Source organism: Mesorhizobium sp. C372A, assembly GCF_030323245.1.
GTDB lineage: Bacteria > Pseudomonadota > Alphaproteobacteria > Rhizobiales > Rhizobiaceae > Mesorhizobium.
This window is the reverse complement of sequence record NZ_CP100475.1, coordinates 4911464-4938299: the sequence shown is the minus strand read 5'-3', so window position 1 is coordinate 4938299 and position 26836 is coordinate 4911464. Positions and strand designations below refer to the sequence as shown.

Annotated in this window: 11 protein-coding genes; 7 read left to right on the top strand and 4 right to left on the bottom strand. The window is 56.9% G+C overall.

Annotated elements, in window-relative coordinates:
- Positions 1-2 precede the first annotated feature (2 nt).
- On the top strand, positions 3-2891 hold the full coding sequence (locus NLY42_RS23695) for a peptidoglycan-binding domain-containing protein (protein ID WP_023754332.1): 2889 nt from the start codon (positions 3-5) through the stop codon (positions 2889-2891).
- A gap of 611 nt (positions 2892-3502) precedes the next feature.
- Here the strand turns inward: NLY42_RS23695 and NLY42_RS23690 are convergent.
- On the bottom strand, positions 3503-5131 hold the full coding sequence (locus tag NLY42_RS23690) for an MBL fold metallo-hydrolase (RefSeq protein WP_286488843.1): 1629 nt from the start codon (positions 5129-5131) through the stop codon (positions 3503-3505).
- 987 nt (positions 5132-6118) lie between these two features.
- Here NLY42_RS23690 and NLY42_RS23685 point away from each other — a divergent pair.
- Positions 6119-9814 carry an SNF2-related protein gene (locus NLY42_RS23685; protein WP_023754337.1) on the top strand — a complete coding sequence of 1232 codons (3696 nt, stop codon included), beginning with the start codon at positions 6119-6121 and terminating at the stop codon, positions 9812-9814.
- A 29-nt stretch (positions 9815-9843) separates the two neighbouring features.
- Here the strand turns inward: NLY42_RS23685 and NLY42_RS23680 are convergent, their stop codons facing one another.
- Positions 9844-13242, bottom strand: a complete 3399-nt coding sequence (locus tag NLY42_RS23680) for a TM0106 family RecB-like putative nuclease (protein ID WP_023754338.1) — start codon at positions 13240-13242, stop codon at positions 9844-9846.
- Between the two features lie 577 nt (positions 13243-13819).
- On the opposite strand from NLY42_RS23680, the gene NLY42_RS23675 reads away from it, so the two are divergent.
- Entirely contained in the window at positions 13820-14845 is a 1026-nt protein-coding gene (locus tag NLY42_RS23675; protein WP_023754339.1) for a J domain-containing protein, read from the top strand.
- 213 nt (positions 14846-15058) lie between these two features.
- Here NLY42_RS23675 and NLY42_RS23670 read toward each other — a convergent pair whose 3' ends face one another.
- Together NLY42_RS23670 and NLY42_RS23665 are read right to left on the bottom strand one after the other, a co-directional pair.
- Positions 15059-15946, bottom strand: a complete 888-nt coding sequence (locus tag NLY42_RS23670) for a hypothetical protein (RefSeq protein ID WP_023754340.1) — start codon at positions 15944-15946, stop codon at positions 15059-15061.
- Positions 15943-17676, bottom strand: coding sequence for a DUF262 domain-containing protein (locus tag NLY42_RS23665; RefSeq protein ID WP_023754341.1), 1734 nt, complete (start codon positions 17674-17676; stop codon positions 15943-15945). Before NLY42_RS23665 ends, NLY42_RS23670 begins: the two co-directional genes overlap by 4 nt.
- 862 nt (positions 17677-18538) lie before the next feature.
- On the opposite strand from NLY42_RS23665, the gene NLY42_RS23660 reads away from it, so the two are divergent.
- The 4 genes from NLY42_RS23660 to NLY42_RS23645 are packed head-to-tail and all read left to right on the top strand — an operon-like array spanning position 18539 to position 26781.
- The gene (locus NLY42_RS23660) at positions 18539-21190 is read left to right on the top strand and encodes a type I restriction-modification system subunit M (RefSeq protein ID WP_023754342.1); all 2652 of its coding nucleotides are present in this window, start codon (positions 18539-18541) and stop codon (positions 21188-21190) included.
- Entirely contained in the window at positions 21180-22529 is a 1350-nt protein-coding gene (locus NLY42_RS23655; protein ID WP_050591094.1) for a restriction endonuclease subunit S, read from the top strand. Before NLY42_RS23660 ends, NLY42_RS23655 begins: the two co-directional genes overlap by 11 nt.
- Positions 22520-26014 carry a type I restriction endonuclease subunit R gene (locus NLY42_RS23650; RefSeq protein ID WP_031244679.1) on the top strand — a complete coding sequence of 1165 codons (3495 nt, stop codon included), beginning with the start codon at positions 22520-22522 and terminating at the stop codon, positions 26012-26014. The genes NLY42_RS23655 and NLY42_RS23650 overlap by 10 nt, the downstream gene beginning before the upstream one ends.
- Positions 26011-26781, top strand: a complete 771-nt coding sequence (locus NLY42_RS23645; RefSeq protein WP_069202672.1) for a M48 family metallopeptidase — start codon at positions 26011-26013, stop codon at positions 26779-26781. Before NLY42_RS23650 ends, NLY42_RS23645 begins: the two co-directional genes overlap by 4 nt.
- Positions 26782-26836 lie beyond the last annotated feature (55 nt).

Here is a 26836-nt window from a genome sequence, read left to right as displayed (position 1 = left end):
CAATGCGTCGCGTGTGGAGTGTGGGCGTTGCTGCTTGGTTGGCGGCTGCTTCTTTGCCGGCTATAAGCTCGGCCTCATCGCTCTCAGATTTTTTCCAGATCATCCAGAACGGCCAGCAAATGACGCGGCCGATGGGTTTCAAGCCTCCGCAGTCGAATGCATTTTGGCTCGTCGTATCGAGCCGGCCTAGCGAAGGAGAAGCCATAGCCCTTGCACAGTCATATGCGCCGACATTGGGACCAACGCTGGTCTTACATAGCAGAAATGGGGTTTTTGCTGTTGTCGCCGGGACGCTTTACCAGGACAAGGCGAAGGCGAATCTGGCTGCGCTCAAGGAACTGCGCATCATCCCTCACGATTCGTTTCTCTCGCGCGGGGACGGGTTGGACGGGTTAGTCTGGATGTCCTACGAGAGGGGAGCCTCGTTCGATTTCGCGACGCAACCCAACTATTTGAGGGTAGTCCAGAGGCTCCAGGCAGCGATGTCCAAGCTTGGCCTTTATTCTGGCCCTGTTGACGGCCTGATTGGGCCAACGACTGTCAAGGCGTTCAGGGCCTACCTGTCGCGTTTCGACGTGCAGCCAGGTGAGTTGCTGACAGACTACAGCTTGACCGAGATGGAACGCAACGCCGGCGACGGCTTCCACAGCGACCAAGAACGAAACGATGCCTTGGCGCTTGGCTATTCCGACGCGCAGAGTTTCAGAGATGCAAGGTCCGGCGGCTTTTCCTCAGCGAGCGCATTCACCCAGGCAAAAAGCATGGGTTTTCTCACGCAGCGCGACTACGATGTCGCTGTCTCAGGCGGCTTCCGCAGCAGCGACGAGTATCAGCGGGCACAGACAGCCGGGTTCGCGGCAGCCAACGAGTATCGAGAGGCTGTCCAGCTTGGCATCCAGACAAGAGCGGAGCTAGTCGCATATCACGCGTCAGGGTTTTCCGACCCTGCCGCATACCGAGACGCCAAGCAGAAGGGATTCGCCGACAAGGCCTCCTACGACAAGGCACAGGCCCGCAAGCTGAAGGCGGCGAGAGGCGCCGCGACTGCGCTACTCTCGGATGCAGAGACATTCCTGAAGTTGAACCCTCAGACTTCGAACCTTGTCGAGATCGCTGGGCAAGCCGCCGCGTTGAATGCACAAGTCCAGACAGGTTCCACCGATGCCTTGAGCAGTTCGACGCTCCGGCTGACCAATCTACTCATGGCGGTGCCTGGGTACGCCGATTTTTCGGCATCCCGGGACAAGGAACGCGCCGAGGCGATCGAAAAGCAGAAGGCTGAAATCTTCGCTGAGCTGCAGGCCGACCGGCAGGCACTCAAGCACTGGATGAGCAGTCATCTGACATCGCCCAAACTGCCCGAGGTCGTCGAGGAGGTTAAGGCGCTCGACGAAGTTTCCGACACCAACGACCTGGACACGCTGGCCGATGCACGAGAGGGCGTGCGGACAATGATCGCTCGGCAGGCTCTGGCGGAAGAACTGGATACGAGCAAGACCGCCGGCGGCCAGTCCGGAAATGATACCAGCCAAGTCGGCAACAACGCGGCATATGCGGTCACCATTCTGAACAAGGCACTTCTGAGCGGCCCCTTGGAGGACGTCGTAGTGCTCTACAACGCAGGCCCCAAGGCGCCTTCAATGTTGCGTACGATATCCGGCCAGTTCTCGCTGACAAAGAACCAGGCGTGGATCTGCCTGCTGGGCCTAAAGAGGACTGCTGCCCTGGATAGGAGACTCCTCGAAGCCATCGATCCGATGGGCGGCAAGGCGATAAATGTCAGTTCAGACTGCGGGGCAAACGACCTCGAAAGCGCCGATCTCTTCCTTGTCCAGCGAAAGACCTTCCTGGAGGCCCCCCCAACACTCCAGGCGGCCTATCTCGAGGCGATGGAGGCCAAGACGCTCCGCGTGTTCGATCCTATCCGGTTCGAAGACATCAAGGCCCGTATGGATTCGGACCAGGCGCTGGCCTTGAAGGTCGCAGAAGAGGTGTCGTCCGGAACGCGTGAGGGGTATGGAGGCATCCTATTGGCGAGTTCGTCCGACCGGATCTGCACCGTCGTTGACGGCAACGCAGCCGCGCACGAGGCGACCATCGGCAAGATAGCTGATTTCGCAGGCATGTCGGGAAGCACAGTCTCGTACGCATCGATCGACAAAGCTTACGAGGATGTGCGGCACGAACAATGCCGCGTACTTTATGCGTCGGCCGCCGACCTGAAGGCTACTTCGGAAGCGCTCGCGCGCGACGGCGTACAGTTCGCCTTCGCTCCGGTGTGGCTCGGTAAGAATGACGCTGACGCTGCCGCGGCCAAGCTGGATGCAGCAAAGCAGGAAGCTACCAAAGCTGCTGAGGCGAAGCGCGTGGCAGCCGACGAGGAAAAGAAAATCGCGGCTCAGCGCGAAGCGGACGAAAGGAACTCAAGGGGAGCCCGCCAGGCCGATCTGCGCCAGAAGAACGGGCCGGCGGCGACCGCGCTACTGAACCTCTTCTCGGATGGACTAAAGCGAACAGTGCTGGGCCCGGCGGATAAGGCCAGCCCGTCTTCTGGAATCGATATCGAGACGCTGTTTCCTGATTTTGCAAAGTGGACTGCCGGCCTCTCACAAGACAACTGGAAGCCCACGGACGTGGCCTCTCAGATCCAAGACTATGGCACCGTCAACTGGAAGGGCCGGAACCTTGACGGCATCGTCGTGAAGGCAACTGTCAAGATGGCGAGCGCAGAACGCGGACAGTACAAGGACGAATGTTTCCTATTTGGGGCGGTAATCGACGGCGAATTCCAGATGGTTCGCGACCCTTACGAGTCCAAGTGCACTGACACCGACGCGTCCGCCCATTGGGCTGTCGGACACGAGCTCAAAAGTCTTTGGGTTGCCAATTAGTTCGACATGCTTTCGGCTCTTGTCTGGTAGTGGTGGTGGCGTCGTCTAGAGGTTCGTTGCCTCTCTTTCTTGAATTTACTCCAATCTCCGCCAAGGTACCGCTCCACTACGGGGAGGCCGAGGGTGACTATCTTAGTCTGCTGAGCGAGTGATTCAGCACTGCCGTCTCTCGACTTAGACGGCCGCTCTGCGCCCAATATCGGTCGTGGATGTCGTCATTGCCATCCCCTGAAAGCGGACATGGCTTCGGAGCCTCGTCATGTCTCCTGCGCCAATTGTCAGCTCTGGAAAGACCACGTACGTGGGATCATATAGACAATGTAAGAATATATTCCTTTATGCGGCGCTGCATTAAGTCTAAGATGGCGCCATGCTTCATGGCATTTCATTTGTGGAACTGTCGACCTTGCTCTTCATCTTCGGCCTGCTTTCGCAAGAAATATATGGCGGTGCCCGGCGATATGACGAACACGACGAGTTTCTGAGGCGCAGCCGGCGGCATCAAAGCATTCGAACCGGTGACAGATTGAGATTGGTGTCGATCGGACCACGGTTGTCTCCATAGCCGAGATCACATGCCTGCCATCTGTAGCCGAAGTGCTTGCGTAGTTTCAGCCGGGCCAGAATACGACCATTCTTTCCTCCAGAAGAGATTTTGGCGACGAGCCTACCCTGCGGAATCTGGCACCGCTTGCCTTGATCGCTTTGACGATCTCCGGCGCCGGATGCTTCCAATGCGAGTGGATCGGTTGGGCAGCTGCCACAAAGAGCTCCGCACCGACCACGAAAAGTGAGGGATCAAAGTTATTCGCTGATCCGTGATGGGGCAGCATGAAGGTGGTAACCCAATCTATCTCGTCGCGGTAATGATCCTGGAACCTCTGCACTGTTGCCGGATCCTTAAACCCCGCATCGCCGGTTCCCATCCAGCCTACGCGCGCACTCGTGAACATCCGCGAATTGCGCAGCACGGCGCCGGCCTTCCGTGGCTCGGCCGGCCCGGAGTACAACGACAAGGAGGTTTCGTTCTTGTCGCCAAACGCCCACGCATAAGCTCGGGAAACGGCGGTACGGTTTTTCGTCACCAATCCTCGACGTTCCTTCTCGATTTTCAGCTTGTCGCGGAAGCTACCTCTTGGCCATCGCAGGATCACCTCCACCGCGGCGCAGAACGCCTCCCGGTCTCGCCGAGATGCCTGTTTTACGTGTGGCTTTAAGAGCCATCCGCCTTCGGAGCCCGCGGCAACGTCGAACTCGATACGCCGCACTACGGTCGCTCCGTCGGGCGTCCGACGTGCGGCAGGTGAGGCGCTGCCCCAGTCCGTCGTATCTCTTCCCTTCCAGGGCATACCATCCGGGTCGGAAAGAGGAGGCTCGGCGGGCGGCAGTTCGAAAAAGCCCGAACCACCGTCGTCCTCGTCACCCGGCATTACCATGACGATCTGCCGCGGCCCGAACCGAGCCATGGTACCGACGGGATCGACTACAATATCTTCGTGGAAGCGTTCTGCACTGCGTTCGCCGCCTGTCGCCACACTTCTTCCAAATGCGATCATCCGATCGATGTCGTCTAGATATGGCATCACGATCGTGTCGACCCGGAGCCCCCTTTGTTGGTGCAATAGATGAGGAATGCCGCAGATGTGATCTCGGTCGAAATGCGATACGAAAAGCATATCGAGTCGGCGAGATGGGCGCCGAGCCACTATAGACCGCACGGACTGTACCACGCCTGCTATCGGATCCGAGCCGCAGTCGTAAACATACATGAAGTCGGCGAAGGGTATCGCGTCGGCAACCAGGGACGGCTGCCATGTCGCCACGTTCGGTCCAAGATCCTGAAGCGTGCCGACGTTGAAGCCGCCCTGACCCACCGGAAGCTGATATCGGTGATGTCCTAGGACATGCTTCGCTAAGTCACGCTTCCAGGCACGAGAGTGACTAGACGGCAAGCGAGCCGTCCGAGCAGCGAGGTGCGCGGCTTGCTGCTCGCGTTCCAATAGGATTTGTAGGCAGTAATTATTGAAATCCTCAGCCTCGAAAGTCTTTTGTCTAAAATCCAGTGCCTGGGCGTAGAGTTGATCGGATACCTCCCGCCTCATTTGATCGAAGAAGGATTCCATCAGCATTCTCAAACCATAGCTACGAGCTATGGCTGTGCGAATGTCGAAATCGGCGCACTGACACGCCAGCTCCCACTTCTCGTCGTCCGAACCGCCATAAGCAATGGTGTTTTTCATCGGCTGATCAGAACTCTTCCATGCTGCTCCGCGAGACGAACCCTACACGATCGCCTCAGATGACCGTGCCGATTTTCCTATTTCTGATGTGCTGCCGAAGGTTTGGCCCAGACTCGGCTTACAGGCGGCCGAGGAAGATTAATGTAGCACAACATCGCGTGTAAGCGTTCGTGTGGGGCATTGGCCGCTATTCGGCATTCCAAATTTGCCTTGCAAAGACCAAATTGGGGTCGGTTGCTGAACGGCAGCTTGTCGCGAAACCAAGCCGATACCGGACAGTCCGTAGTCGGCCCCAAAGCTGACGTCAGAGACATTGGAAAATACGATAGTGTGAAATGGGACTTTCACACTGAGACCATCGACGCGTGGATCGGAGTCTGGCAGGTCACCCTGGAGTACTGTTTCCACGACCGGATGCTGATCACGGAACTCGATCCGGACGCGACGTAAAAGGTCGCGGCGAAGTCGCCTCAAACGAGATCGAGCGAGGGGAGGTGGGAGACACGTTTGATCATCTCTGAAAAAATCGATCGACCAGGTGATGGCGAGCCGATCGGGACATTTCGATGAAATTCGATTGGCGTGGGAATACGGAGTGGACGAGGTTGTTGGGTTTTGTGAGACACTTCCCAACATCGGCGGCCAGCCTCATTTGGCAAAGAACCTCGTAGTCCACGTGGCGAAACCCGATATCTGGTTGGAAATCGTCGCGGAAAACTCCGGCGAGACCAGTCAAAAAATGTGCTCAGTTGTCGAAAGGGTCGGGGGACAATGTGTCGACCACGGGACTATGTGGTCTGGAGAACCCTCCATTCGGCTTTGACGCTGCCCTCGTCTTTCAGTAAAGGCACCCCACTCCACCCCGACTGACGGCGGTCTGGAAGTGACATCAATATATGCCGGGGTGGATACGCAAATCTTGGCGCTTGCACGGGCACCCTCTGACAGGGCATGATTTCCCTAGGTTAGGCATCGCCTAATAGAAGCATGGCAACTGTGTCACAGATAAAGTCAAAAATACTCCGCCGTGAGATAGCTCCGGGCGACTACGAACTCTATAAAGCGGCCCTGGAGTGGGATCTAACCGATCCCATTGTGATCGAAAATCGCGACGATCTAAAATCTGCATACCGTTGGCGCGACCGCATAGAGCCGTTCCATCATCAGGTAACAAACCTGATGACATTTTGCCGTCGCCTGCCGGTCACGCTGCTTGCTGATGACGTTGGGCTAGGGAAGACCATCAGCGCCGGGCTTGTAATGTCCGAGCTCGCTGCGCGTGGTCGCCTTTCAAAGGTGCTGGTGGTTTGCCCGAAGCTTCTAGGGCCTCAATGGAAGGAAGAACTCGAAACCAAATTCGACATTCCGGCCCAGGTGGTGACGGGCCGTGATCTGACCAGAGCGAATCCCAAGGAGTTTGGCGCCGTCATAACAACCTATAATTCTGCGCGTCTTTATCTGAAGGACATACCGGCCGACCGCTTTCAAATGCTGATCCTCGACGAGGCGCACAAGCTTCGCAACCTTTATGGCGTTGGCAGTCCTCCAAAAGTTGCCCTCACATTTCAGAAGGCGCTTCTGGAGCGGCGTTTTCGATATGTCCTCATGCTCACTGCCACGCCAATTCAAAATCGCCTGTGGGACCTGTATTCCTTGGTTGACCTACTCAGTGTCGCTCGGGGCCATCAAAATCCGTTTGGCAGCGAAGGTATTTTCGCCCGAAAATTCATTGCAGATGATCGCGACAAGGCACGCAGGCTAAAGCCTGAATCAAAAGAGGAATTCCGTTCGATCATCTATGGCTACATGTCCCGGGTCCGCCGCGGCGACGCAAAACTGTATTTTCCTGATCGCGTCGTGCAAATGCATAAAGTTACGCCCACACAAGGGGAATTGGATCTCATCGAAGCCATTTCGAAACCCATTCAATCCCTCAATCGCCTTGCCCAAATTTCGATCCTGCAAGCGCTCACGAGCAGCCCCGACGCTTTGTTGGTCCAGCTCGTAAACATGGGAAGGAATGGCACAGTCCCGGCCGATCTCGTAACGACGGTGAAAGGCATCGTCGGGCGCATGACGCGTGCTGCGAAACTCGATGGCTTGGGGAATTTAATTGAGCGGCTGAAGGAACAGAACCCTGAGAAATGGAGACTTGTCGTTTTTACAACGCGGCGGGAAACCCAAACGACGATCGAGGCCTTCTTGTCAGGACTTGGCTTAAAAGTAGGGCTCATCAATGGGAGCACGGGCGGAAGAAATCAGGAAACGCTTAAGGCCTTTCGCGCCAATCCGCCCGGGCTCAACGTTATCGTCTCTACGGAGGCCGGCTCTGAAGGTGTAAACCTTCAGGTTGCGAATGTGTTGGTCAATTTCGACCTCCCATGGAATCCCATGATCGTCGAACAGCGCATTGGCCGCATCCAACGTTTGGCTTCTGAGCATGCAAGCGTCGGGATCTTCAACATGGTTCTGACAAGCACTTTCGAGGAGTACATTGTCGGGCGGCTGATGGAGAAATTGCAGCTCGCATCACATGCCATAGGAGACATTGAATCGCTTCTCGAAGCCTCTGGCGTTGGAGGCGACGATGATGAAAATGGCATGGACGAAAAAATCCGTGCCCTTGTTGTCGCCGCGTTGGCCGGGAAGGACACGGAAGCCGCGGTTCGACTTGCCGACCAAAGCATTGAGAACGCAAAGTCAGAACTGGAACGAGAACGTTCTAATATCGATTCCATGCTTGGCAGCCTCGATGGTGCGGAACATATCGGGCCGCGTACTCCTTCGTTGCCTGACGTCAAACGCTCGATGGGGGCCAAGGAGTTTGTGCGCGCCGCCTTCATAGCGTTGGGCGGCAAGATTACCGAAGTGGGGCCGGATATCGTGCTGGTGGACCATGACGGACACCGCGAACGCGTCCTGTTTGATGGTCAGGCTGAAGAGGACTCGAAGGGTACCAAATATGTTCCCGGCAGCGCAGCGTTTGCCCGATTGGTGACCCGATTGGCCTCCACTGGCGTGCACAAAGTCAATGACCAGTTGCCTGACGCTGAACGCGCGACGATGGAAGTCGGACGAAATTGGATTCAGGAGTTTGGGGGGGTCCCTAAATTTCTGGCGGTGACTGAAGGGCGTCGCTCTTTTATCGGCAATGCGCTTGTCAGGGTTCGTGCGACGGTTCAGCACGACAGCTATGAGCGACTGGTGGATGTGGAATGTACCCGCGATCAGCATATCACTATCGGTGGCAGATCTGCGCTAGCACCGGTCGCTCCGATACTCGAGCACGCAAGTGACCTTGGTGTAGACAGCGACATAGTGATGGCATTGGCTAAAGATGACGCCGGGATTGCAGAGTTCTGCCGATTTTACCTTGAGCGACGCGATGCGGAGGTACATGCAGCTGGTGGCGATGAACGAAAGAGTCACAAGCTATATGAGGAATTCACGCCGCGACTTGAAATGAGCTTTGCTGGTCTCGAAGGGGATCTATCAAAAACTGCGACGATCCGCGTTACCTTTCGTCTCGATGGCGAAAACGAATATTCAAGCATTCTATCGATCGAACCCACTACGCGCGACGTCGTCGAGGCGCCTGAGATGCGAATGTGCGCTACATCAAGGCGTAGGGTTCCCGCGGACTGTCTCGGGCGATGCGCCATCAGCGGCGCCGAAACCATGAAGCATCTGCTTGCCACGTCGGAGATGTCGGGAAGGCATGCCCTACCAGCCCACACTATCCACTGTGGCGTCAGCGGCAAACTCGTACTTTCCGATGAAGTAGAACAATCGGCCATCAGTGGCTCGTTTGTGGCTCGCGACCTTCTCAAGAGTTCGGAGGTGAGCGGGAAACGGGCTGAGGCTGTTCACTTCGCAAAATGTGATATTACCGGCGCGGATGTTCTTGGCACTGAGCTGATTGTCAGTGACATATCTGGCAAGCGCTATCGCCTCGACGAGACCGCAATATCGGCGCTGTCTGGTCGTACTGGCCACCGTCGGGAGTTCCTCACCTGCCATGAGACACGGCAGGTGATTTCAAAGGACGAGGCGGAACAATGCGATCTCACGCTTCAGTACGTTCGCCGGGGCGTTCTCGCGACGTGCGCCGTTTCGGGTAGACGCGTTCTTCCGAGTCTATTGGGCCGTTGCAGTCAAACCGGACAGATCGTCCTAAGCGCGCTCTTAGTTTCGAGCTCGGTCTCGGCTACCAAGCTGCTCAAAAGCATAGCCGTGGAGTCTGTCGGCGGTACCTATTGCGCACCAAAAGAAACAAAAATTTGTACCTGGAGTGGGGCAAAGGCACATCCTGACGACATCTTGCCTTGCAGCTTAACGGGCCAACCAGTCCATGTACGTCACCTGACAGAGACACCTCCCCGTGCGTTAGTGCCTTTGAAAGAAATGCTTGAAGGTGCCCGCCATAATAGCGATGGGATGCAGGCATGGGATGCGGTTACGAAACAACTCGCTACTTCTATGGGTGGTGGTCGCTGCAAAATCATCGCTGCGACGTTGTCTGGGACAAAGGAAATTCTGGCCGCGCGTGCTGAGCAGAAAACCTATCTTGGCCTAAAAACCAAGCACGTCGGAGTCCTCTATGATCTTCGCCAGGGCACGATCGTCGGGCGAATAGCGAGCGGGAAGCCATCTGCCACTGGGTGGATCCATGAGATGGCGTAGTTCCGATGCCTGTCCAAAGAGGCGCTGCGCTACAACGTCATTTCTATGTATCGGCAAAATGCGTTCGCCAACTGCATCTGCCGGGGCGTCTTGCATTCCGCTTCGAATATCTCGGGTGATGCGACAAGGATCGCGAGGCATTTTGCGCGTGAGATCGCGACATTGAAACGGTTCGCGCTGTATAGGAATTCCATGCCGCGCGGGGCATCGGCATGGGTCGACGTCGCCATCGAATAGATCGCGATCGGCGCTTCCTGACCCTGAAATTTGTCCACAGTTCCCACACGCACGCCGGGATGGCGCTGCTGGATCTCAAAGACCTGTGCATTGTAAGGCGTGATGATCACGATATCTTCGAGCCTGACAGGCTTCTCTGTCCCATCACGGTCGATCCACCGTGTGTTGCTGCTCAGGATCGTCATAACGATCTGCGTTACCACGCCAGCCTCTTCAATCGAATAGCTCTTGTTGCCCGCGTGCTCGACAGGGATATAGCGAAGGCCGGATCCTATAATTGGCCCCTTTGACAAGATGACCTGCTTCTCGCAGCCTGCCACTGGGTGGAGCTTGCTTTCGTAGAAGAGCTCAGAATCGAAATCGCAAATGGGCGGATTCATGCGCCAGGTTTCAGCGAGGAATAGGCCGCGGTTCGGGTCGATCGTCTGTTTACCACCCAGCACATGCTCCAGCGAGGACACGCCGGTGCCGTCGGGATGCGTTCCCTGCGTCGGCTGATCGAGCTGCTGCGGATCGCCGAGCAGGATCAGCCTTGTGGCTGCGTGCGATACTGCCAGCACGTTCGCCAGGGACATCTGGGCCGCTTCATCAACCACAAGCACGTCGAGAACATCATGTGCGTCGGCCGCGGACCATAGAAATCCTGTTGCGCCCGCGACGTGGCATTGCCCCGACGCCAACTTCGCGAACAAATCGCTGTTGTCTTTTGCAAACTTCAGATGCGGCTGATCGTCCTCTTTTTCCTTGGCCTTCTGGACGCAGCAAAGGTCCACCTTCATTTCATCCGCCGCTTCGAGAACTTTCTCCAGCAGATTGCGGACCACCTTGTGGCTATTGGCGGTAATTCCGACTTTCATTCCTCTCTGCACGAAAGCACAGATCATACGCGCGCCGGTATAGGATTTTCCGGTGCCGGGCGGGCCCTGGATTGGCAGGACGCCGCCTTCGAAATGGGTCGCTAGACGCAATGCGGCGTCGAGCGTAAACTCACCTTCATTCTGGATAGGTTGACCATTGACCCGGGGTGGGATGCGCAGAAGAAGATCCCTTGCCGCGAGATACGGGCCGGCTCCGTTGAGGCCGTTATAGGCGACATGGTCGGCGATGCGGAGCAGACACGCGGCCTGTTCCTTTGATGGAACGATCTCGTGAACATAAATGGCCGCTGGATGAATGTTTGCAGCCGCACCTGTCTTCTTAATGTCGAGCGTTCGCATCTCTGTTGAGATAGAGACGACCTCACCGAATGGATCGCCGCCGATCGAACGCAGCTTTTTACCCGCCCGGATATCCGTATCCTGCTGTGGAAAGGTGTATCGATGCGTCGGTACACTTACCTTTCCAGTCTTTGGCAGCTCGGTGATGTACTCCAAACCAGACAGCGCAGCCCGCTCGTCCAGCAATTCATCAGCGCTTAGTGCTTTGAGCCTGAAATGCTCCCACCATGTCGCCTTGTCCTCACGTCGATGCCAGTCCAGAACATTGGCGAGGATCCACTGGGCATGTTGATCTTCGTTGCGTTCGGCAGGATCGACCGGGATACCGCTGGTGAGACGCTCCACTAGTCGGTTGACCCGCTCCTGTCTTTCCGAAATCTCTTCGCTCGGCCCGTCTTGACCAGGTGTCGGGCGCGGGACGACTGTCCCTTTGGATTCAAGCTCCGACCGCAGTGTTTCCAGCCAGTTTCGCAGCGCTTCGGTTGAAACGCAGTCATCCTGATTGTAGCCTTGGACGATGTCCCTGTCCTTGGGCGAGATCGAGTCCTTGTCAGCGAGCTCGAGCCCCGCTTGGAGACTGGCGAGTGCGATGTTTGCATCACTGAGTGGAACAACCCGTTCATAGCTGTAAAAGGCTTCGAGCCGCTTTATCGAATAGCTCTCCACACTGGCCCGAAGCGCGTTGCGCACGACGCTGTAAAGGTCGACGAACACGAGGCCCCGCAGGAGATCGTCGATCTCATTTTCACGCGACGCGTAGCGGCCCATCAGGCGTTTCAATGCCGCGGGTTCGTACGGCGCAAAGTGGTAAATGTGCAAGTCAGGATAAGTGCTCCTGCGATCCGTAGCGAAATCCACGAAATGCTCGAAGGCATTTTTCTCCTCCGTCCGATTGAACGCCCAGTCGGCCTGGTAGAGCGGATTGCCGTTCTCATCGTGGAAGTGATATCCAAACAGATATTCGAGGCCGTGCTCGCCAACAAAGGGATCTCCTTCTAGATCGAAGAAGATATCACCGGGAGAAGGCTCAGGAAGCGCGCAAAGGCCAAAACCTGGATGCACGCCCAAGAGCTCATAACGACGCTCACCTAATTTCCTAGCTTCGAATTGGAGAAGCGCCTGGCTCTTCACCTTCTCATAGGATTGTAACGCGCCACGTTTCGGCTTCCAGGTCATCGGGTTTGGTAGGCCAGCAAGCCCCGCCAGGGTGTCGATGCCGTTTTCGCGCAGCTCTGTGATCTGATTGCGCGATATTCCAGCTACGTAGGAGAGATGATCGTCTGCTCGGCGTTGTTTGTCGCAGCTGTCACTCCAGCGGCAGACATCGCAATGATCGTTGGGTTCCGGATAAGTGTCCCGTCCAGGCTGGCCTTCCGTGACGCGCTCCACTGCAGCTTTCGCCTTACGGAAATAGGCGGCAAAGTCCGCCATTCGATAGGAATGCGGGACGAATTTGGTCCAAGGCGCGACGACATGGGCAAAGTCAGGTTGGTGCTGCTGCATCGCAGCCAGCATCTCGGAATAGAGGCAAAGCTGAAGGACCGTGCCGCCCTTTGTCTCACGCGCGAGCTTCGTGTCGGTAACCTCATACGACCAGCCGCCGAAGACGCTTGGGGTACTGACCCGGCGTAGAATATCTGCGCGGCCGGCCCAGCGGCCGCTGCGCAGCGATCCCTGGACGATGATCTCCCGGCCAGCTTTCATGGCATCAAGGGTCTCTTTGACACTTGCTCCCGCATTATCGACGCCTTCAATTGCGATTACGTCTAGTCCACTGGACCGTAGGTAATCGATGAAGGCCTGCTCATGCCGGAACCCCCGCTCTCTTAGGATTTCAAGAAGCGGATCCCAACGAGACGGTTTAGCGAGCGTGCCATTGATGACCTGAATATCTAGATTGGTTAGATGTCCACAGTTTATGTGGCCGATCAAATCGGTAGCGCTTAACAGTACTTGGTCGTGGATTTTCCTCATCGGATCGAATTCTATCAATCAAACCCGGCGTAATCTATCAACAATCGATGACATAAAGTAATTTTGGCAGATTAAGACACCGCGGTCGAACACAAGGTCGTCCCCGGCGGCGCATACCCGAAGGCAGGTGTGTGTGTAGGGTCTCCTTGCTAGGTGTGCCAGATTGTCAGCGTCGTCAGATTACCTGTCTGCCAGCTGCGCTATCTTCGGCAGCGAACAAGCGCTTGTGAATGTGGAACTCGTTGTAGCCCTCTGCTATAGCCAACCTGTTCAGACGGGGACGAGTGCGCAATGAGACGAAACAAGTTTCTTGACAGGTTGGGCATCGCTGCGCTTCCGAAAACTGACGAAACACAGTTGAGTGCGCGGTCGTTGTGGTGGTGGATTTTACTCGGCCCAGGAAAATTCATTCTTTGGGTTCAGTACATGTGGCCCGAACGCGGATCGGGCCCGTTCGGCAGCGCGCGGCGCCGCAATGTACCTTTGGTACAAGTGTTATACAGTCTATCCTTCTACGGTGGCGCTGTGCTTCTGCTCGGGTTTTTGTTGTTCTCAAAACATTGAATGAGCAACGGTGATGGCGAGACGGAGCAAAAATCAGGACGGAGGTATAACCTTCGTTTTCTTCGCGATCGTTGTGGTGGGCATCGTTGTCCTCACCATTTTGCTCACTGCGGCCGTATATATGCCGGTGTTGTTGCTGGTCGGTCTCCCGATCTATCAAATCAAGGCAAGTAGCCGGCGGATGGTCAACGAACCAGACGAGCCCACGCTCGCACGTTTGGGCGCAATCGAACGCGAACTTGCCGCATATCTGGGCCGTTGGCACCAGATCAAACATGAGGCCGATGTCGCCGATCTTGCCGTTAACGTCGACGGTACCTTTCATCGGGGCACCAGGTTGGGCAAGCAGTTGAACGCTGAGAAAGAGCAGCTCGGTCCACGCATCGACGAATTAGAAATGGCGGCCGCTGAACTCCGTGCCGCACCGCTTATCAGCTTTCATAAATGGGTCGAAGTCAATGCAATGCGATCGGCAGTTTTGCGAACACTCTTAGTTTACGCGGTGCTGCTAGCCGGATTCTATTTTGTCGTTGCAGGTCCATGGAAAGACCTCGGGTCTTTCACTGCCGGTCACGTAATTTTTCGCACTCGCGACATAAGTGACGCGATCTATGGCAGCGCCATGCTGTCGGGAGCTTCGAGTGCCGCAATTCTTTTTTTCATGCTGCGAAGCCGGAAAGCCAGCATCTTGGCCGCGCGAAGTGACGTTCATCAATGCTGGTCTGATTTCGCTGAGTTTACGGTTGATCCAATTCTCGAATACCAGCATGCCGACGAAAATGTTGGCGATAGGACTGAACGCAGCGAGCGTGAACGGAAATCCACAGTCGATGACCGCGCCTGGCATGAGATACTAGGTGTATCGTCTCGCGCATCCACCTCCGAGATCAACGCTGCGTATCGCGCGAAGATGATGAAGAATCATCCCGACAAAGTCGCTGAGCTCGACGACGAATTTCGCGAACTGGCGGAATCTCGGGCAAAACTTCTTAATCGAGCCAGAGCAGAAGCCCTGCGGGCGAGGACTGGAACGCCCTAATCCATCGTTTCGTTCTCGACCCGCTATTCCTTCAGTGTGAAAGGTTAATTTCACACTAAGACGCTGGTTTCGATCCACTTTGATCCCGATCTGCGATGGGCGTTCACGGGGCGAGGGGCAGCTTTGTGCCTATACCACGCTGCGGAGGGGCGTCCCTGCTGCCGCTCGCTGAAAGCATTGAGTAATGCGCCGCCGACGGTAATGTGTCGGCCGTTACGACATGCTCTCTGGAAGCGTTCGGAGTGTGCGGTTGCTTAGAGCTACCTCGTGGCGCTTCAAAAGCCACCGAGCGGTGACCACGACAACTTGGAGTCGAAAAAGCGCATCGTGCTGGTTCGAGATGCCTGGGTGGGCGCCATCTGGATGGAGAAATTTGGCCAAGCCTGGAAGGAACGTTTGTCCGTTACCGTCACCAAACTCATGTTTGTCGCGTGAGAGAAAACCCTTCTCGGCGAGCAACTGGCGCTTCTCAAGGCCACTCCGCCGCCCCGTTGACTCATTGGCAAAGAGATTGTCTGCGATTGCGTCCGTCAACGCTTCGAGGAACGTCCGGCACTGACTGTTCGACGCCTCCCAGTCTCCCTGAGTGATGTTTTCCCTCGCGCTGTTCAGATGTCGCCTGGCGACCTCAAAGGAGTTCTCATCTAACAGCCGCTCAACCTCGCTGGAGCTTTCGGGCAGCGCGACGAATTCGGGCATACTGATCGTGAAGCCTACCAATTCGTGGCTCGGTTCTAGGAGGCCATCGACGACCTCATAGGCAAAAGCGTATCCGTCCAGATTGAGATGCCTTTCAAGTTTGTCCAACAGGGACTCCGCTCGGCGATCCCCGCGGGCGATTTGGATCGCCTTGTCTATGAGAACAGCTGCGATTGGCCGCTCTCCTCGATCTGTCATGACCAGATGATTAGGATTCTGGACGGCGAATCTCTTGAGGTTCAATACAGTCTTCGCAATTGAGCCGCTCGGTTGAACCGCCTCTGCAAAACCGTATTCGAGGATGAGGCTTTCGAGTTCGGCGTTGGTCCGTATTATTAACTCGATTATGTCGCACGCCGTCACGATCGATCCATTGCGAAGTACGGGAAGTTTGGTGGTCATGCCATCACTTTCATGATTTGCTGCTCATGCCACCTGGCGAAAACATCAGTAAGGTGCCATGCGCTGGCTAGGCGACCGAGCATCTGGATCTGACGTTCGCGGATTTGTTGCTCATCCCACCTCGTCTTCCCGCGAACCTCGGCGGTCAAAGTGAAGGCGGAGGAGTCGCCGTGTGCAAAGTAAGTCTCTTTCTTGCGATTGAAATCGTAGTTGCTTGCAGCCGCGTTCTTGCGGTGTGCGAGAAGGACAAGATTTCCGATTCGGTGAACTAAGTCGGCATGCACCTCTGGGTCGGGAAAACTCGTTTTCCAGTCAGATTTATCCGCAGGGTTTTGCGGGCACACATGCTCGACCGTTATCGTGGGGTAATCGTAGGTAGCTGACCCATCGGTAGACGCCTGTTCGAGCCGCAGCAGCAGAGGCTTGACGACACGACTGGCAAGGTAGACCGGCCCGTTCATCGCCGAAAACATGGAGAAGGCTTCGGTTCCGGTAACGGCCAGCCCAGCTGATCTATCTCGCGACGCCGTGGCTGGGTCTAGGGTATCGAGCACGTCAGCATACCGCGCGATACGGGTGTTTACGTCCGCGCGTGTGACGAACAGGAAGTAGGCCAGCCGCTCCAGGCTGAACACGACCGAGGAAACATCTACAGCGGCCCCATCGGCCGCGCGTCGCAGGCAGAAGAGTAGGGGCGGCAGCCAATCCTTGTTGTCCAGACGGTGCAAAGACTGGATTAGGGCGGCGGTCTTGGGACCGAATTGCTTGCGCAGCCGCCCATCGTCAAGGCTGAGTGCGAAAGCGTCGGCATAAGGCTCTAGTACCTGATCCATGAACGCGGTGGGATCACCCTTGAACGGAGGCACGTTTTCCTCGAAACCGTTCTCAAGAGAATTACGAGGTTTGTCGCGCTCAAAGATCATGCGGATGTGCGTGAAAAGTTCAATGAAGCCGTCCCGGTTGAGGGCGCTCTCACATTCCTCCCAGCGTTCGCCCAGCGTCCGTTCGGCGTGGCCTGCGCGTTCAAGGAGGTTGGCCTTCAGAATGTCAGTGGCTGACAAGTCCATGCCGCGCGCGTTGAGCACGGTGAAGATGCGCCGTGCGGCGGCATCCGTGGGCACTTCCACGACAACGAGGTAGCAACTGAGCAGCAGGAAACGTATGAAATCGCTACGTTGTTGCTCGCTCATCGGCTCAAGACGCGCACGTATGACACCGGCGTTTTCGATGATGCGCGCCTCGCTTCCATCCAGCCCGGCACTGGCGGGAAGTGCGGCAGTTGCTCCCGTCGTTTGGACATGTCTTTCAAAGAAAGGTTGGTCCTGACGGCGCATTTGCAGCCGCAGCTTCTCGCGCAAGCCCATGTCCTCGTCGGCAGCTTGTTTGACATAGCGCTCGCGCTTGAGGCGGGCCTGAATGTCGTCAGTAAGGTCTCGCAGCACACTGAAGAGAATCGTAAGCGTGGTGAGGCGTTGCTGTCCATCTACTACCTTCGCCTCAGGCGAGCCGTGGCTCTTCACCAGCACCACGCTACCGAGGAAGTAGAACCCATCAGCCTGCTTTTGTGGGCGCATGGCCTCGATAAGATCATTCAGCAGTTCTTCTACTTGTGTACGTTCCCAAGCATACGGGCGCTGGTAGGGTGGGATAGAAAAGGCGTAGGCCTCGCAGAAGATATCGCCGATCGTCTTGTGCGTTGCTTCGATGCGCAGCGCGGAGAGTTCGTTCATGTTGGCCTCGAGTTCGGGTGTGTAGTGGGCAACCTGCGATGGTGGGATCAATAAATTTCGAGCTATGCATCTAGATCTCGGCCAAGGCAATCAGATCGCAGTTGTTGTGTAACCTTGGACTGCGCCGAAAGCGACGGGACTCAGTGCTAAAACCCAATTTCACACTGAGATCGTTGTCGGTAACGCCTGGTGTTTCTATGGAACACGCCCGGTGCGGCAGGGATCCTTCCGTAGAGCGAAGCGGCTTGTGGGTCTCCATTATCGAATCGGATGCATGATCCACCACGACTCAAGGCGAGCTTAACTTGCGCAGCCCTCATCCCGGGTTTTATATCCAGGTCGGAAGCAGCCGTCGCCAACGTTCGAAGGACATTTGCGAGCGCGGTCCTCTAACGCATTGCAAGAACGATCTTGGCCGCTACCCGATGATGCGGATTAGGCTGGATCAGGTTCAGCCCTTGTTCTCAAGATCTTGAGATGGCGGGGCAGGTTTTCGCGTCCCCGTCGTCTTTGCCAAGGCTACCGGCCGGGTGCGCTGAAAACTGATGGCCTTTGCGGTGTACCGATCGGGCCGCTGTTAGGATGGTCGGGGTATCGTCGGCTCGTCTGATCCTGAAATGCCGACCCATCCTACGCCGTACGAGCGAGCATTGAGGAATCAGCGGGACGCGGCCAAAAAGGTAATTTGCGGGGCACCTTGTATGTTAGATGGCCTGGTCCGGATTTCGGCCCGCAGATGGAAGAGGAGTCGCATGACAGGGATGAGCATGCCAAAAATTCAGGGTTTCGGCATTGCGCGCGGCGATGTTCGACACGGAACGGTCAGCCTTGACTCGAATCAACGTTCAATCAGGTAACGGAAATGGCCAAGCTCTCTCTATCAAAGCTCGAACGGCACCTTTATGGCGCAGCTGACATCCTACGCCGTGAGGGGATGGACGCTGCCACCTACAAGGACTTCATCTTCGGAATGCTGTTTCTCAAGCGGAGCTCCGATGTGTTCCTTGCTGCGCGCGACAAACTCATCAAGTCCAAAGTTAATGCAGGAATGCCGGAGGCCGATGCCGAGGCAAACTACGGGGAGAATCCGGACTATTACGACGAATTCTTCGTTCCCCCGGTCGCCCGGTGGCCTCACATTCAGGACCGGCTCAACGATGCGTCGGTGCCTTTCGGTTCCGTTCTCGATCAAGCTCTGGTAGGCCTTAGCCAAGCGAACAGCACGCTGGAACACGTACTGGACCACATCCACTTCATGCGGGTGCAAGGCAACAAGCGAGTCGTCTCTGATGACGCGTGCAAGGACCTTGTCAGGCATTTTTCGCGCTATCGGCTGGGAACAGAAGACTTCCAATTCTCTGATCTGCTGGGTTCGGCATACGAATTTTTGATTAACATGTTTGCGGAGTCGGCGGGCAAGAAGGGCGGCGATTTCTACACGCCGCGCGACGTCATCCGATTGATGGTCCGCATTCTTAATCCTACGCCCGGCATAAGCATCTACGATCCGACGTGCGGCTCGGGCGGCATGCTCATCATCAGCCGAGAATACATTGAGCAGTCCGGCGGCGACGCGACGAACCTGCGGCTCTGCGGCCAGGTGAATGACGCCTCGGCCTGGTCGATATGCAAAATCAACATGCTCCTACACGGCATTCGCGGCGCCGACATCCAGCTACAGGATACGTTGCTCCATCCCATGCACCGGGAAGCCGGCGAGCTTGAGCGTTTTGATCGGGTCATCGCCAATCCGCCGTTCAGCCAAAACTACAGCCGCAGCAATATGGAGTATCCAGAGCGGTTCCGCTGGGGCTGGCCTCCGACAAGCGGCAAGAAGGGCGACCTTATGTTTGCCCAGCACATGCTTGCGACCTGCAAGGATCGCGGCATGGTCTGCACGGTTATGCCCCACGGCGTCCTATTTCGCGGCGGCGCCGAAAAAGAAATCCGCACGAAGTTTCTGAAGGAAGACTTGCTAGAAGCAGTTATCTCGCTGCCTCAGAACCTGTTCTATGGCGCGGGCATTCCTGCCTGCCTTCTGGTGATGCGCCCCAATCGGACCAGCCGGTATCCAAATCCCAATAAACCGGCGTCGCGACAAGGCAAGGTGCTCTTTATCAATGCCGACGCGGAGTACTTCGCAGGCCGAGCGCAGAACTATCTGTTGCCCGAGCACGTCGAGAAGATCGCATCGACCTACGAGCGTTTTGAAGACATCCCCAGCTACGCGCGCTGTGTGTCTTTTGATGAAATCTCCGATGCGGTGAACGACTTCAACCTGAATATCCGGCGATACGTGGACAACTCGCCCCAACCAGAGCCGCATGACGTGCGCGCCCACCTTGTGGGCGGCGTGCCGGTGGCCGAAGTCGAGGCCAACCGCCTCCTGTTCGAAGCGCTCGGTTTCGAGCCAAGCCGTGCATTCACGGGGCGTGCTCACGATTCGAAATATTACGACTTCGGTCCGGCGGTTCCCGATCGCAAGGCCATGGGCCCACTGATCGAGTGGGACGGAGGCGTCGCCGCACGCCGACAGGCGTTGTTGAATGCTTTCGCGGCCTGGTGGGCGGAGCACTCGCCCCGTCTGGCCGATCTGCCCCAGACCCGGGCGCTAAATGCGGCGCGGGCAGAACTACTCAAGAGCTTCACCACGGCTCTCACACCATTGGCGATGCTCGATCGTTTTAAGCTCGCTGGCGTTGTCGCCACATGGTGGACTGAGACCCTGCCGGATCTGAAAACACTGATCGAGAACGGCTTCCGTGGTGTCATTGATGGCTGGTTGGACGCGATCGCCGATGCGGTCATGGACGACGACAACGTGGGTCCGGCATTCGACCCGTTCAGCCACAAACTCGTTCGGCACACCATGGCCGACTACCTTCACCGGATCGATGATGCGAAGGCTGAAATCGCGCGTCTGAAGGGTGAGAAAGAGGCGTTCGAACAGTCCAATCCGCCGGAGGACGCCGACGATGAAGAGCTTAAAACCTGGAACTACGCTAAAGACCTCGAACGCCAGATCAAGGACCTGAAGTCCGAGAACAGCGAAGCTATCAAAGTTCTAAAGAAGCTGCAGAAGGCTGCGGCTAAAAGGGGCTCAACGGATCACAACCGCCGCGCCAGCGCATCTGCCGAAGCCGAGCTCGAGTCCGTGTTCGATCAGATCGAGAGCGTTGGCGCCGAATTGGAGCCCTACGAACAGATCAAGACCGACTTGGCAGCCGCACGGGCCATCTATCGGAACCTCGTCGCGCAGTTCGTTGCCGAGCTCCGGTCCCGCTGCGATGCGCTATCGCCCGATGAGAAGCAGGCGCTTGTAATGGAATTGTTCGAACAGGACCTGCACGAGGGCCTCGACACCGCCACAACTGTGAAGCGCCGGTTGCTCATTCGCGTTATCGAGAATCTTTGGGACAAATACGCCCGCCCGCTGACGGTGATCCAGGCAAGCAAGGAGGAGTTGCAGAAGGTCCTCGCGCAGTCGCTCAAGGAGCTCGGCTATGCCACGTGAGGCAGTGCTCCCTGCGCTTGACGATGCGCCACCCATCGAACTGGTGCATGATGCGCCCGCTTCCCGGATGGTTCCGTTGTCCGCGGTTTCGGAGGTTCGTGTTAGCAACGTCGACAAAAAGTCGGAGCCCGGAGAGCTCCCAGTTCGTCTCTGCAATTATACGGACGTCTACAAGAGCGACTACATCAGCGACGACTTGGAATTTATGCGCGCGACCGCGAGCCGCGCGGAGATCGCAAGATTCGGACTTCGCGTCGGCGACGTGATCATCACCAAGGATTCCGAAACGCCGGACGACATCGGAATCCCGTCGCTTGTCGATAGCGCGGGCTCTGATCTCGTTTGCGGTTATCACCTCGCGATGATTCGACCTGCGTCTAACAAGATTGATCCGACCTTCCTCGCCAAACAGCTGGCTCAGCCGCGAATGGCTCGATACTTCGGTCAACAGGCAAATGGCTCGACACGATACGGCATGTCAATTGCGGCAATCGAGCGCGCACCAATCTGGCTCCCTTGTATCAAGAAGCAGCAAGAAATCGGCGAGGTCGCGCGTCTGCTAGATGCGTCGATCGAAGAGACAACCGGCGGACTCGCAAAACTCGCGCAGCTTCGAGCTGGCGTAATTCATGATCTCCTTACGTATGGCATTGATGGCAACGGTAACATTCGAGATCCGATCGCCAGGCCCGACCTATTCAAAGATTCTCCAGTAGGCTGTGTTCCCGTGACCTGGCAGATTGCTGCGTTAGTCAGTCGGATTTCTCTTCCCCAAGGCCAGGTTGATCCTCGGAGTAGGCCCTACAAAGATTGGATTCTGGTCGCGCCCGACCACATCGAATCGTCCACCGGGAGGCTAATTGATAGGAAGACGGCTTCCGAGCAAGAGGCGATCAGCGGCAAGTATATGTTTGAAGAAAATGACGTGATTTACAGCAAGATTCGACCTTATCTCTGCAAGGCGACATTGGCCGGAGAGAGAGGCCTATGCAGTGCTGATATGTACCCGCTTCGGCCGACAAACGGCGTAGTCCCGCGGTTCCTACTTGCCATAATTCTTGGCGATAAGTTCACTCGTTTTGCTTCTGCGGTCTCGATGCGCAGTGGCTTTCCAAAAATCAATCGTACTGAGCTGGCAGAGTACTACCTTGCATGGCCTCCGACTGAGGAACAGCTTGGGATCGCCCAGATTCTGGACACCATCGATAAAGAGCAGCACTCGCTCGAGCTGGAACTCGCTAAGCAGCGTGATTTGAGAAAAGCCCTCATGTCGGATCTGTTTGGAGAGAGCTATGCGGCGATTGATCACCGCGATAAGGGGACCGGGCCATGGGTGTGATCGCGTGGGAGTATGAGGTCGTCGAAAAGCCCTTCTGCCGGCAACTCCAGGCGATGGGTTGGGAGTGGATAGAGGGCGATCCGGACCTGCCGGAAACTACCGAGCGCACCAACTCACGGGAAGTGATACTCCGTGGTCGCCTCTCGGCTGCACTCAGAAAGATCAACCTCCGTGATGGACAGCCGTGGCTCGATGACGCCCGAATCGATAAGGCCATCAATGATCTTGAGCGTGCCGCCGGTCACCGGCTCATGGAGGTCAATCAGTCGACCACACAGCTCCTGCTCAAGGGCGCCGTGGCCGAGGGGTTGCCAGACTGGGATAACGGACGGCCGCAGCCGATACGGTACATCGATTTCGATCGCCCGTCGGATAACGACTTCCTCGTCATCAATCAGTTCAAGGTCGAACTGACGAGTGGCCGGGGGCACGTCATTCCCGACGCAGTGTGCTTCGTCAACGGGATGCCGATCGTCGTTGCGGAGTTTAAGAGCCCTGGGATCGAGAGCCCCATCAGTGCGGCAATCAACCAGCTGCTTCGCTATTCGAACCAGCGCCGCGAGATCTGGCCGACCCTCTACCATGAGAATGAGGGCGTTGAGCGCCTGTTCCACACGAACCAGCTTCTGATTGCCAGCAACTACTTTGAAGCGCGGGCGAGCACGATCGGTGCGCCGCCGGACGCCTATCTGGAATGGGCAGACACGTCGCCCGTACCAATGTCAACGGTCGCCGAGGAGTTAGGGCTCATCGCGCCGCCCGCCGAGGTCGCAGAAGCAGCAAACACACTCGCTACCGTAGGCCCCGAGGAAGCCGGACGCGCCGGCACCCCTTTGTTCTTCCGCGAAACCGAACAGCGACCAGAGGCTATGCGGGCAGGCCCCGGTGCGGGACTGAGCAGCCAACAGGTACTTGTGGCAGGAACCCTCCGCCCGGCACATGTGCTAGATGTTGTTCGAAACTTCACAGCCTTCGCGCAAGCTGACGGCAAGACGCGCAAGGTTGTTGCGCGCTACCAGCAGTTCCGTGCTGTTCATAAGGCCGTCAGCAAACTGCAGGAAGGCAAGACCAAGTTGCAGGGCGCCGAGCGGGACGAGCGCGGCGGCATCATCTGGCATACTCAGGGATCGGGTAAGAGCCTCAGCATGGTGTTCCTTGTCCGCAAGATGCGGACGTTGGAGAGGCTCAATAAGTTCAAGATCGTGGTTGTCACCGACCGGACCGATCTGGAAGCCCAGCTTCGAGAGACGGCAGCGCTCAGCGGTGAAGCCGTTCGACCGACTGACAATGATATGCGGACGCGCGAATCCGCCACCGGGCTTACGCAGCGTGTTCTGGCAGAACGCACTCCGGACATCGTCTTTGCGATGCTCCAGAAGTACCAGGACAAGGACAAGCAGGCGGTCTGGGGCGAGAAGCTCGCCATGACGATCGTACGCAGGGAAAAGAAACCGGGGAAGGAGGAACCGATTGTCGAGCGGGAGGTCACCTTCCAGGAGATGATCCGATTCGACGAGTTCCCCGTGCTCAACGAGAGTGAGGAAATCCTTGTCCTCGTCGACGAGGCGCACCGCTCGCACACCCGATCCCTTCACCGGAACCTTCGGAGAGCGATGCCGAACGCGGCGATCATCGGTTTTACCGGCACACCGATCCTGAGCAAGGAAAAGACCGAGACGCGGGAGATTTTCGGCAACTTCATCGACAAGTACCTGCTTCAAGACGCCGAGCTCGACGGCGCAACCGTGCCCATCCTCTATGAGGGCCGTACTGCCGATGGGGTCGTGAAAGACGCCGACAGCTTGGACCAGCTATTCGAGGATTTATTCCGGGATTACACGCCCGGCGAGCTGGCGGTGATCAAGGCCAAGTACGGCACCGAAGGCGGCGTGCTCGAGGCGCCAATGCTGATCGAGGCCAAAGCGAAGGATGTCGTGCGGCACTACGTCGGGGTCGTCATGCCTGAAGGCTTCAAGGCTCAGGTCGTGGCGTCGACACGCCGGGCCGCGGTGACATACCGGGAGAAGCTGCTGAAGGCTCGTGACGAGCTGGTGGGCAAACTGGAGACGATTCCCGTGGCAACCCTCGCGTTGGGGGAAGACGAGCTCGCGAAGCTTGATGACGAGACAAGGTGGCTCGTGCGTGCCCGTTCGTCGCTCGACGTCCTCCGGGCCGTTGACATTGCGGTCGTGATCTCCGGGGATCACAACGACCCAGAGTCGTGGCGTGATTGGTCGGACAAAGATAAGCAGAAGGATTACACAACTCGCTTCAAGCGCCGCCTCGCCGCCGAGCGCACCGACAAGACTGATCCTCTCTCCATACTTGTCGTCAACAACATGCTGATCACTGGGTTCGATGCGCCCGTGGAGCAGGTTATGTACCTCGACCGCAAGGTGGTCGCGCATGATCTGCTTCAAGCGGTTGCACGAGTGAACCGAACCAAAGAGGGAAAGAAGTGCGGCTATGTTGTCGACTACATCGGCGTCGCGCGGCACCTCAATGAAGCGTTAAAGGAGTACGACGGCGAAGATACCGACGGCAGCATGCTCGACATCACCGTCGAGCTTCCCAATTTGCTGGACCGTCGGGCCCGCGCAGTTGCCGTATTTACAGATCGAGGGATCACGGATATGTTCGGCCAGGTTCAGGAATGCGTCGACCTGCTTGCCGACCTGACCATCCGCGCCGAGTTCATCAACAAGCTGCGGATGTTCTACGAGACGCTCAACATCGTTGAGCATCGTCCGGAAGTTCCGCCCGACGTGTTTCGGGACGCCAAGCTCCTTGGCTTCATCAACAAAGTCGCGGCCAATCTCTATCGCGACGCGGCCTTGAACCTCTTGGGCGTCGCCGAAAAGGTGAAGGCTCTGATCGACAATCACATCTCCGCAAGAGGCGTCGATCCAAAGATTCCTCCCACAACGATCACGGACGCGGAGTTCGAGAAGGTCCTGCGGGCTCAGACAAGCAGCCGCGCAAAGGCCGCTCAAATGCAGCATGCGGCCCGATACCACATCATCGGCTTCACGAATAACAATCCGGCCTTCGCCCGCAAAATGAGCGAGAAGCTTGAGGAAATCCTTCAGAGGTTCAAAGACGACTGGGACGCGCTGGAACGGGAACTTCGACGCTTTATTGACGAGCTGCGCCGTGGGGACACCGCTGATTTCCCCGATCTGGACCCCAAAGTGCAAGTGCCTTTTGTGCGGCTGGTACTGGAGACTTGTCTCCTAGAGGGAGACCAAGACCCGGATCGGCGGAAGGCGGCCATCAGCGTCGCGCTCGACGTAGTAGATCGTGTGCGGCAGGAGGTTAGCAAGGTCGGGTTCTGGAAGAATGCCTCGATGCGAGAATTTCTAACACGCCAGCTAGTCCGCGATCTCGACGGCTCGGGCGTATGCCCTCCCGGCAAAGCGCGTGACATAGCTCAGCGGTTAGTCGCGCTAGCAAAAGAGAACCACGAGAGCTTGACCCAGGGATGACCTCCCACATCGAAATCTCGGGGTTGATTTTCGAGGTCCGCCACGGTCCCCGCCGGAGATCTCTCGGCCTCACAGTCGACCGATCTGGCGAACTGGTCGTGCACGCACCCGTCGCCACTCTCGAACCGGAGTTGCGCACATGGGTGACTAGCAAGCTTCTTTGGGTCCACCAGAAGCTCGCTCAGAAGCGCGAAATGGTGCGGGACGTACATCCTCCAGAGTTCGTCAGTGGCGAAAGTATCTTCTATCTCGGCCGCAGCTACCGACTTCGCATAGTGGACAAGGCGCGTGCGCCGCTACGATTTGACGGTGAGTGGTTTGAGCTCAGGCGCGGTGCAACGCCGAAGGCTGCGCAACATTTTCAGCGATGGTTCATGGACGAAGGGACGGCATGGCTCCGCTCGCGGTCGGCCGAGCTTGAACGACTAAGCGGACAGGCTTCGTCTAAGGTGATCGTGAGGGATCTTGGATTCCGCTGGGGTTCGTGCGGAAAGCATAGGACACTCTATTTCAACTGGCGACTTCTACAGCTGCCGGTAAAGGTTATCGACTACGTGGTGCTGCACGAACAGGTGCACCTGCTTCATCACAACCATTCTAAGCAATTCTGGAAAGCGATGGACAGCGTGCTTCCAGATTGGCCTGTTCGTAAGCAAGAATTGGAACGCGATTGGGGTAGGTTTGCGCGCTTCGCTTTGGCCACGCCTCCGTCGGAAGCTGCCGGTAACGGTGGGATTGCCTCCACGAGCAAGGTATCGCGGCGATGAGTTGCCGCAAGTCCCGTTCAGCGAAGCCGATCGACAGCAATGCCCCCGACAGTCG

Excerpts from the sequence above, each read along its gene's own strand:
- NLY42_RS23695 (WP_023754332.1), top strand. The coding sequence starts at position 3 with ATGCGTCGCGTGTGGAGTGTGGGCGTTGCTGCTTGGTTGGCGGCTGCT.
- NLY42_RS23690 (WP_286488843.1), bottom strand. The coding sequence starts at position 5,131 with ATGAAAAACACCATTGCTTATGGCGGTTCGGACGACGAGAAGTGGGAG.
- NLY42_RS23685 (WP_023754337.1), top strand. The coding sequence starts at position 6,119 with ATGGCAACTGTGTCACAGATAAAGTCAAAAATACTCCGCCGTGAGATA.
- NLY42_RS23680 (WP_023754338.1), bottom strand. The coding sequence starts at position 13,242 with ATGAGGAAAATCCACGACCAAGTACTGTTAAGCGCTACCGATTTGATC.
- NLY42_RS23675 (WP_023754339.1), top strand. The coding sequence starts at position 13,820 with ATGGCGAGACGGAGCAAAAATCAGGACGGAGGTATAACCTTCGTTTTC.
- NLY42_RS23670 (WP_023754340.1), bottom strand. The coding sequence starts at position 15,946 with ATGACCACCAAACTTCCCGTACTTCGCAATGGATCGATCGTGACGGCG.
- NLY42_RS23665 (WP_023754341.1), bottom strand. The coding sequence starts at position 17,676 with ATGAACGAACTCTCCGCGCTGCGCATCGAAGCAACGCACAAGACGATC.
- NLY42_RS23660 (WP_023754342.1), top strand. The coding sequence starts at position 18,539 with ATGGCCAAGCTCTCTCTATCAAAGCTCGAACGGCACCTTTATGGCGCA.
- NLY42_RS23655 (WP_050591094.1), top strand. The coding sequence starts at position 21,180 with ATGCCACGTGAGGCAGTGCTCCCTGCGCTTGACGATGCGCCACCCATC.
- NLY42_RS23650 (WP_031244679.1), top strand. The coding sequence starts at position 22,520 with ATGGGTGTGATCGCGTGGGAGTATGAGGTCGTCGAAAAGCCCTTCTGC.
- NLY42_RS23645 (WP_069202672.1), top strand. The coding sequence starts at position 26,011 with ATGACCTCCCACATCGAAATCTCGGGGTTGATTTTCGAGGTCCGCCAC.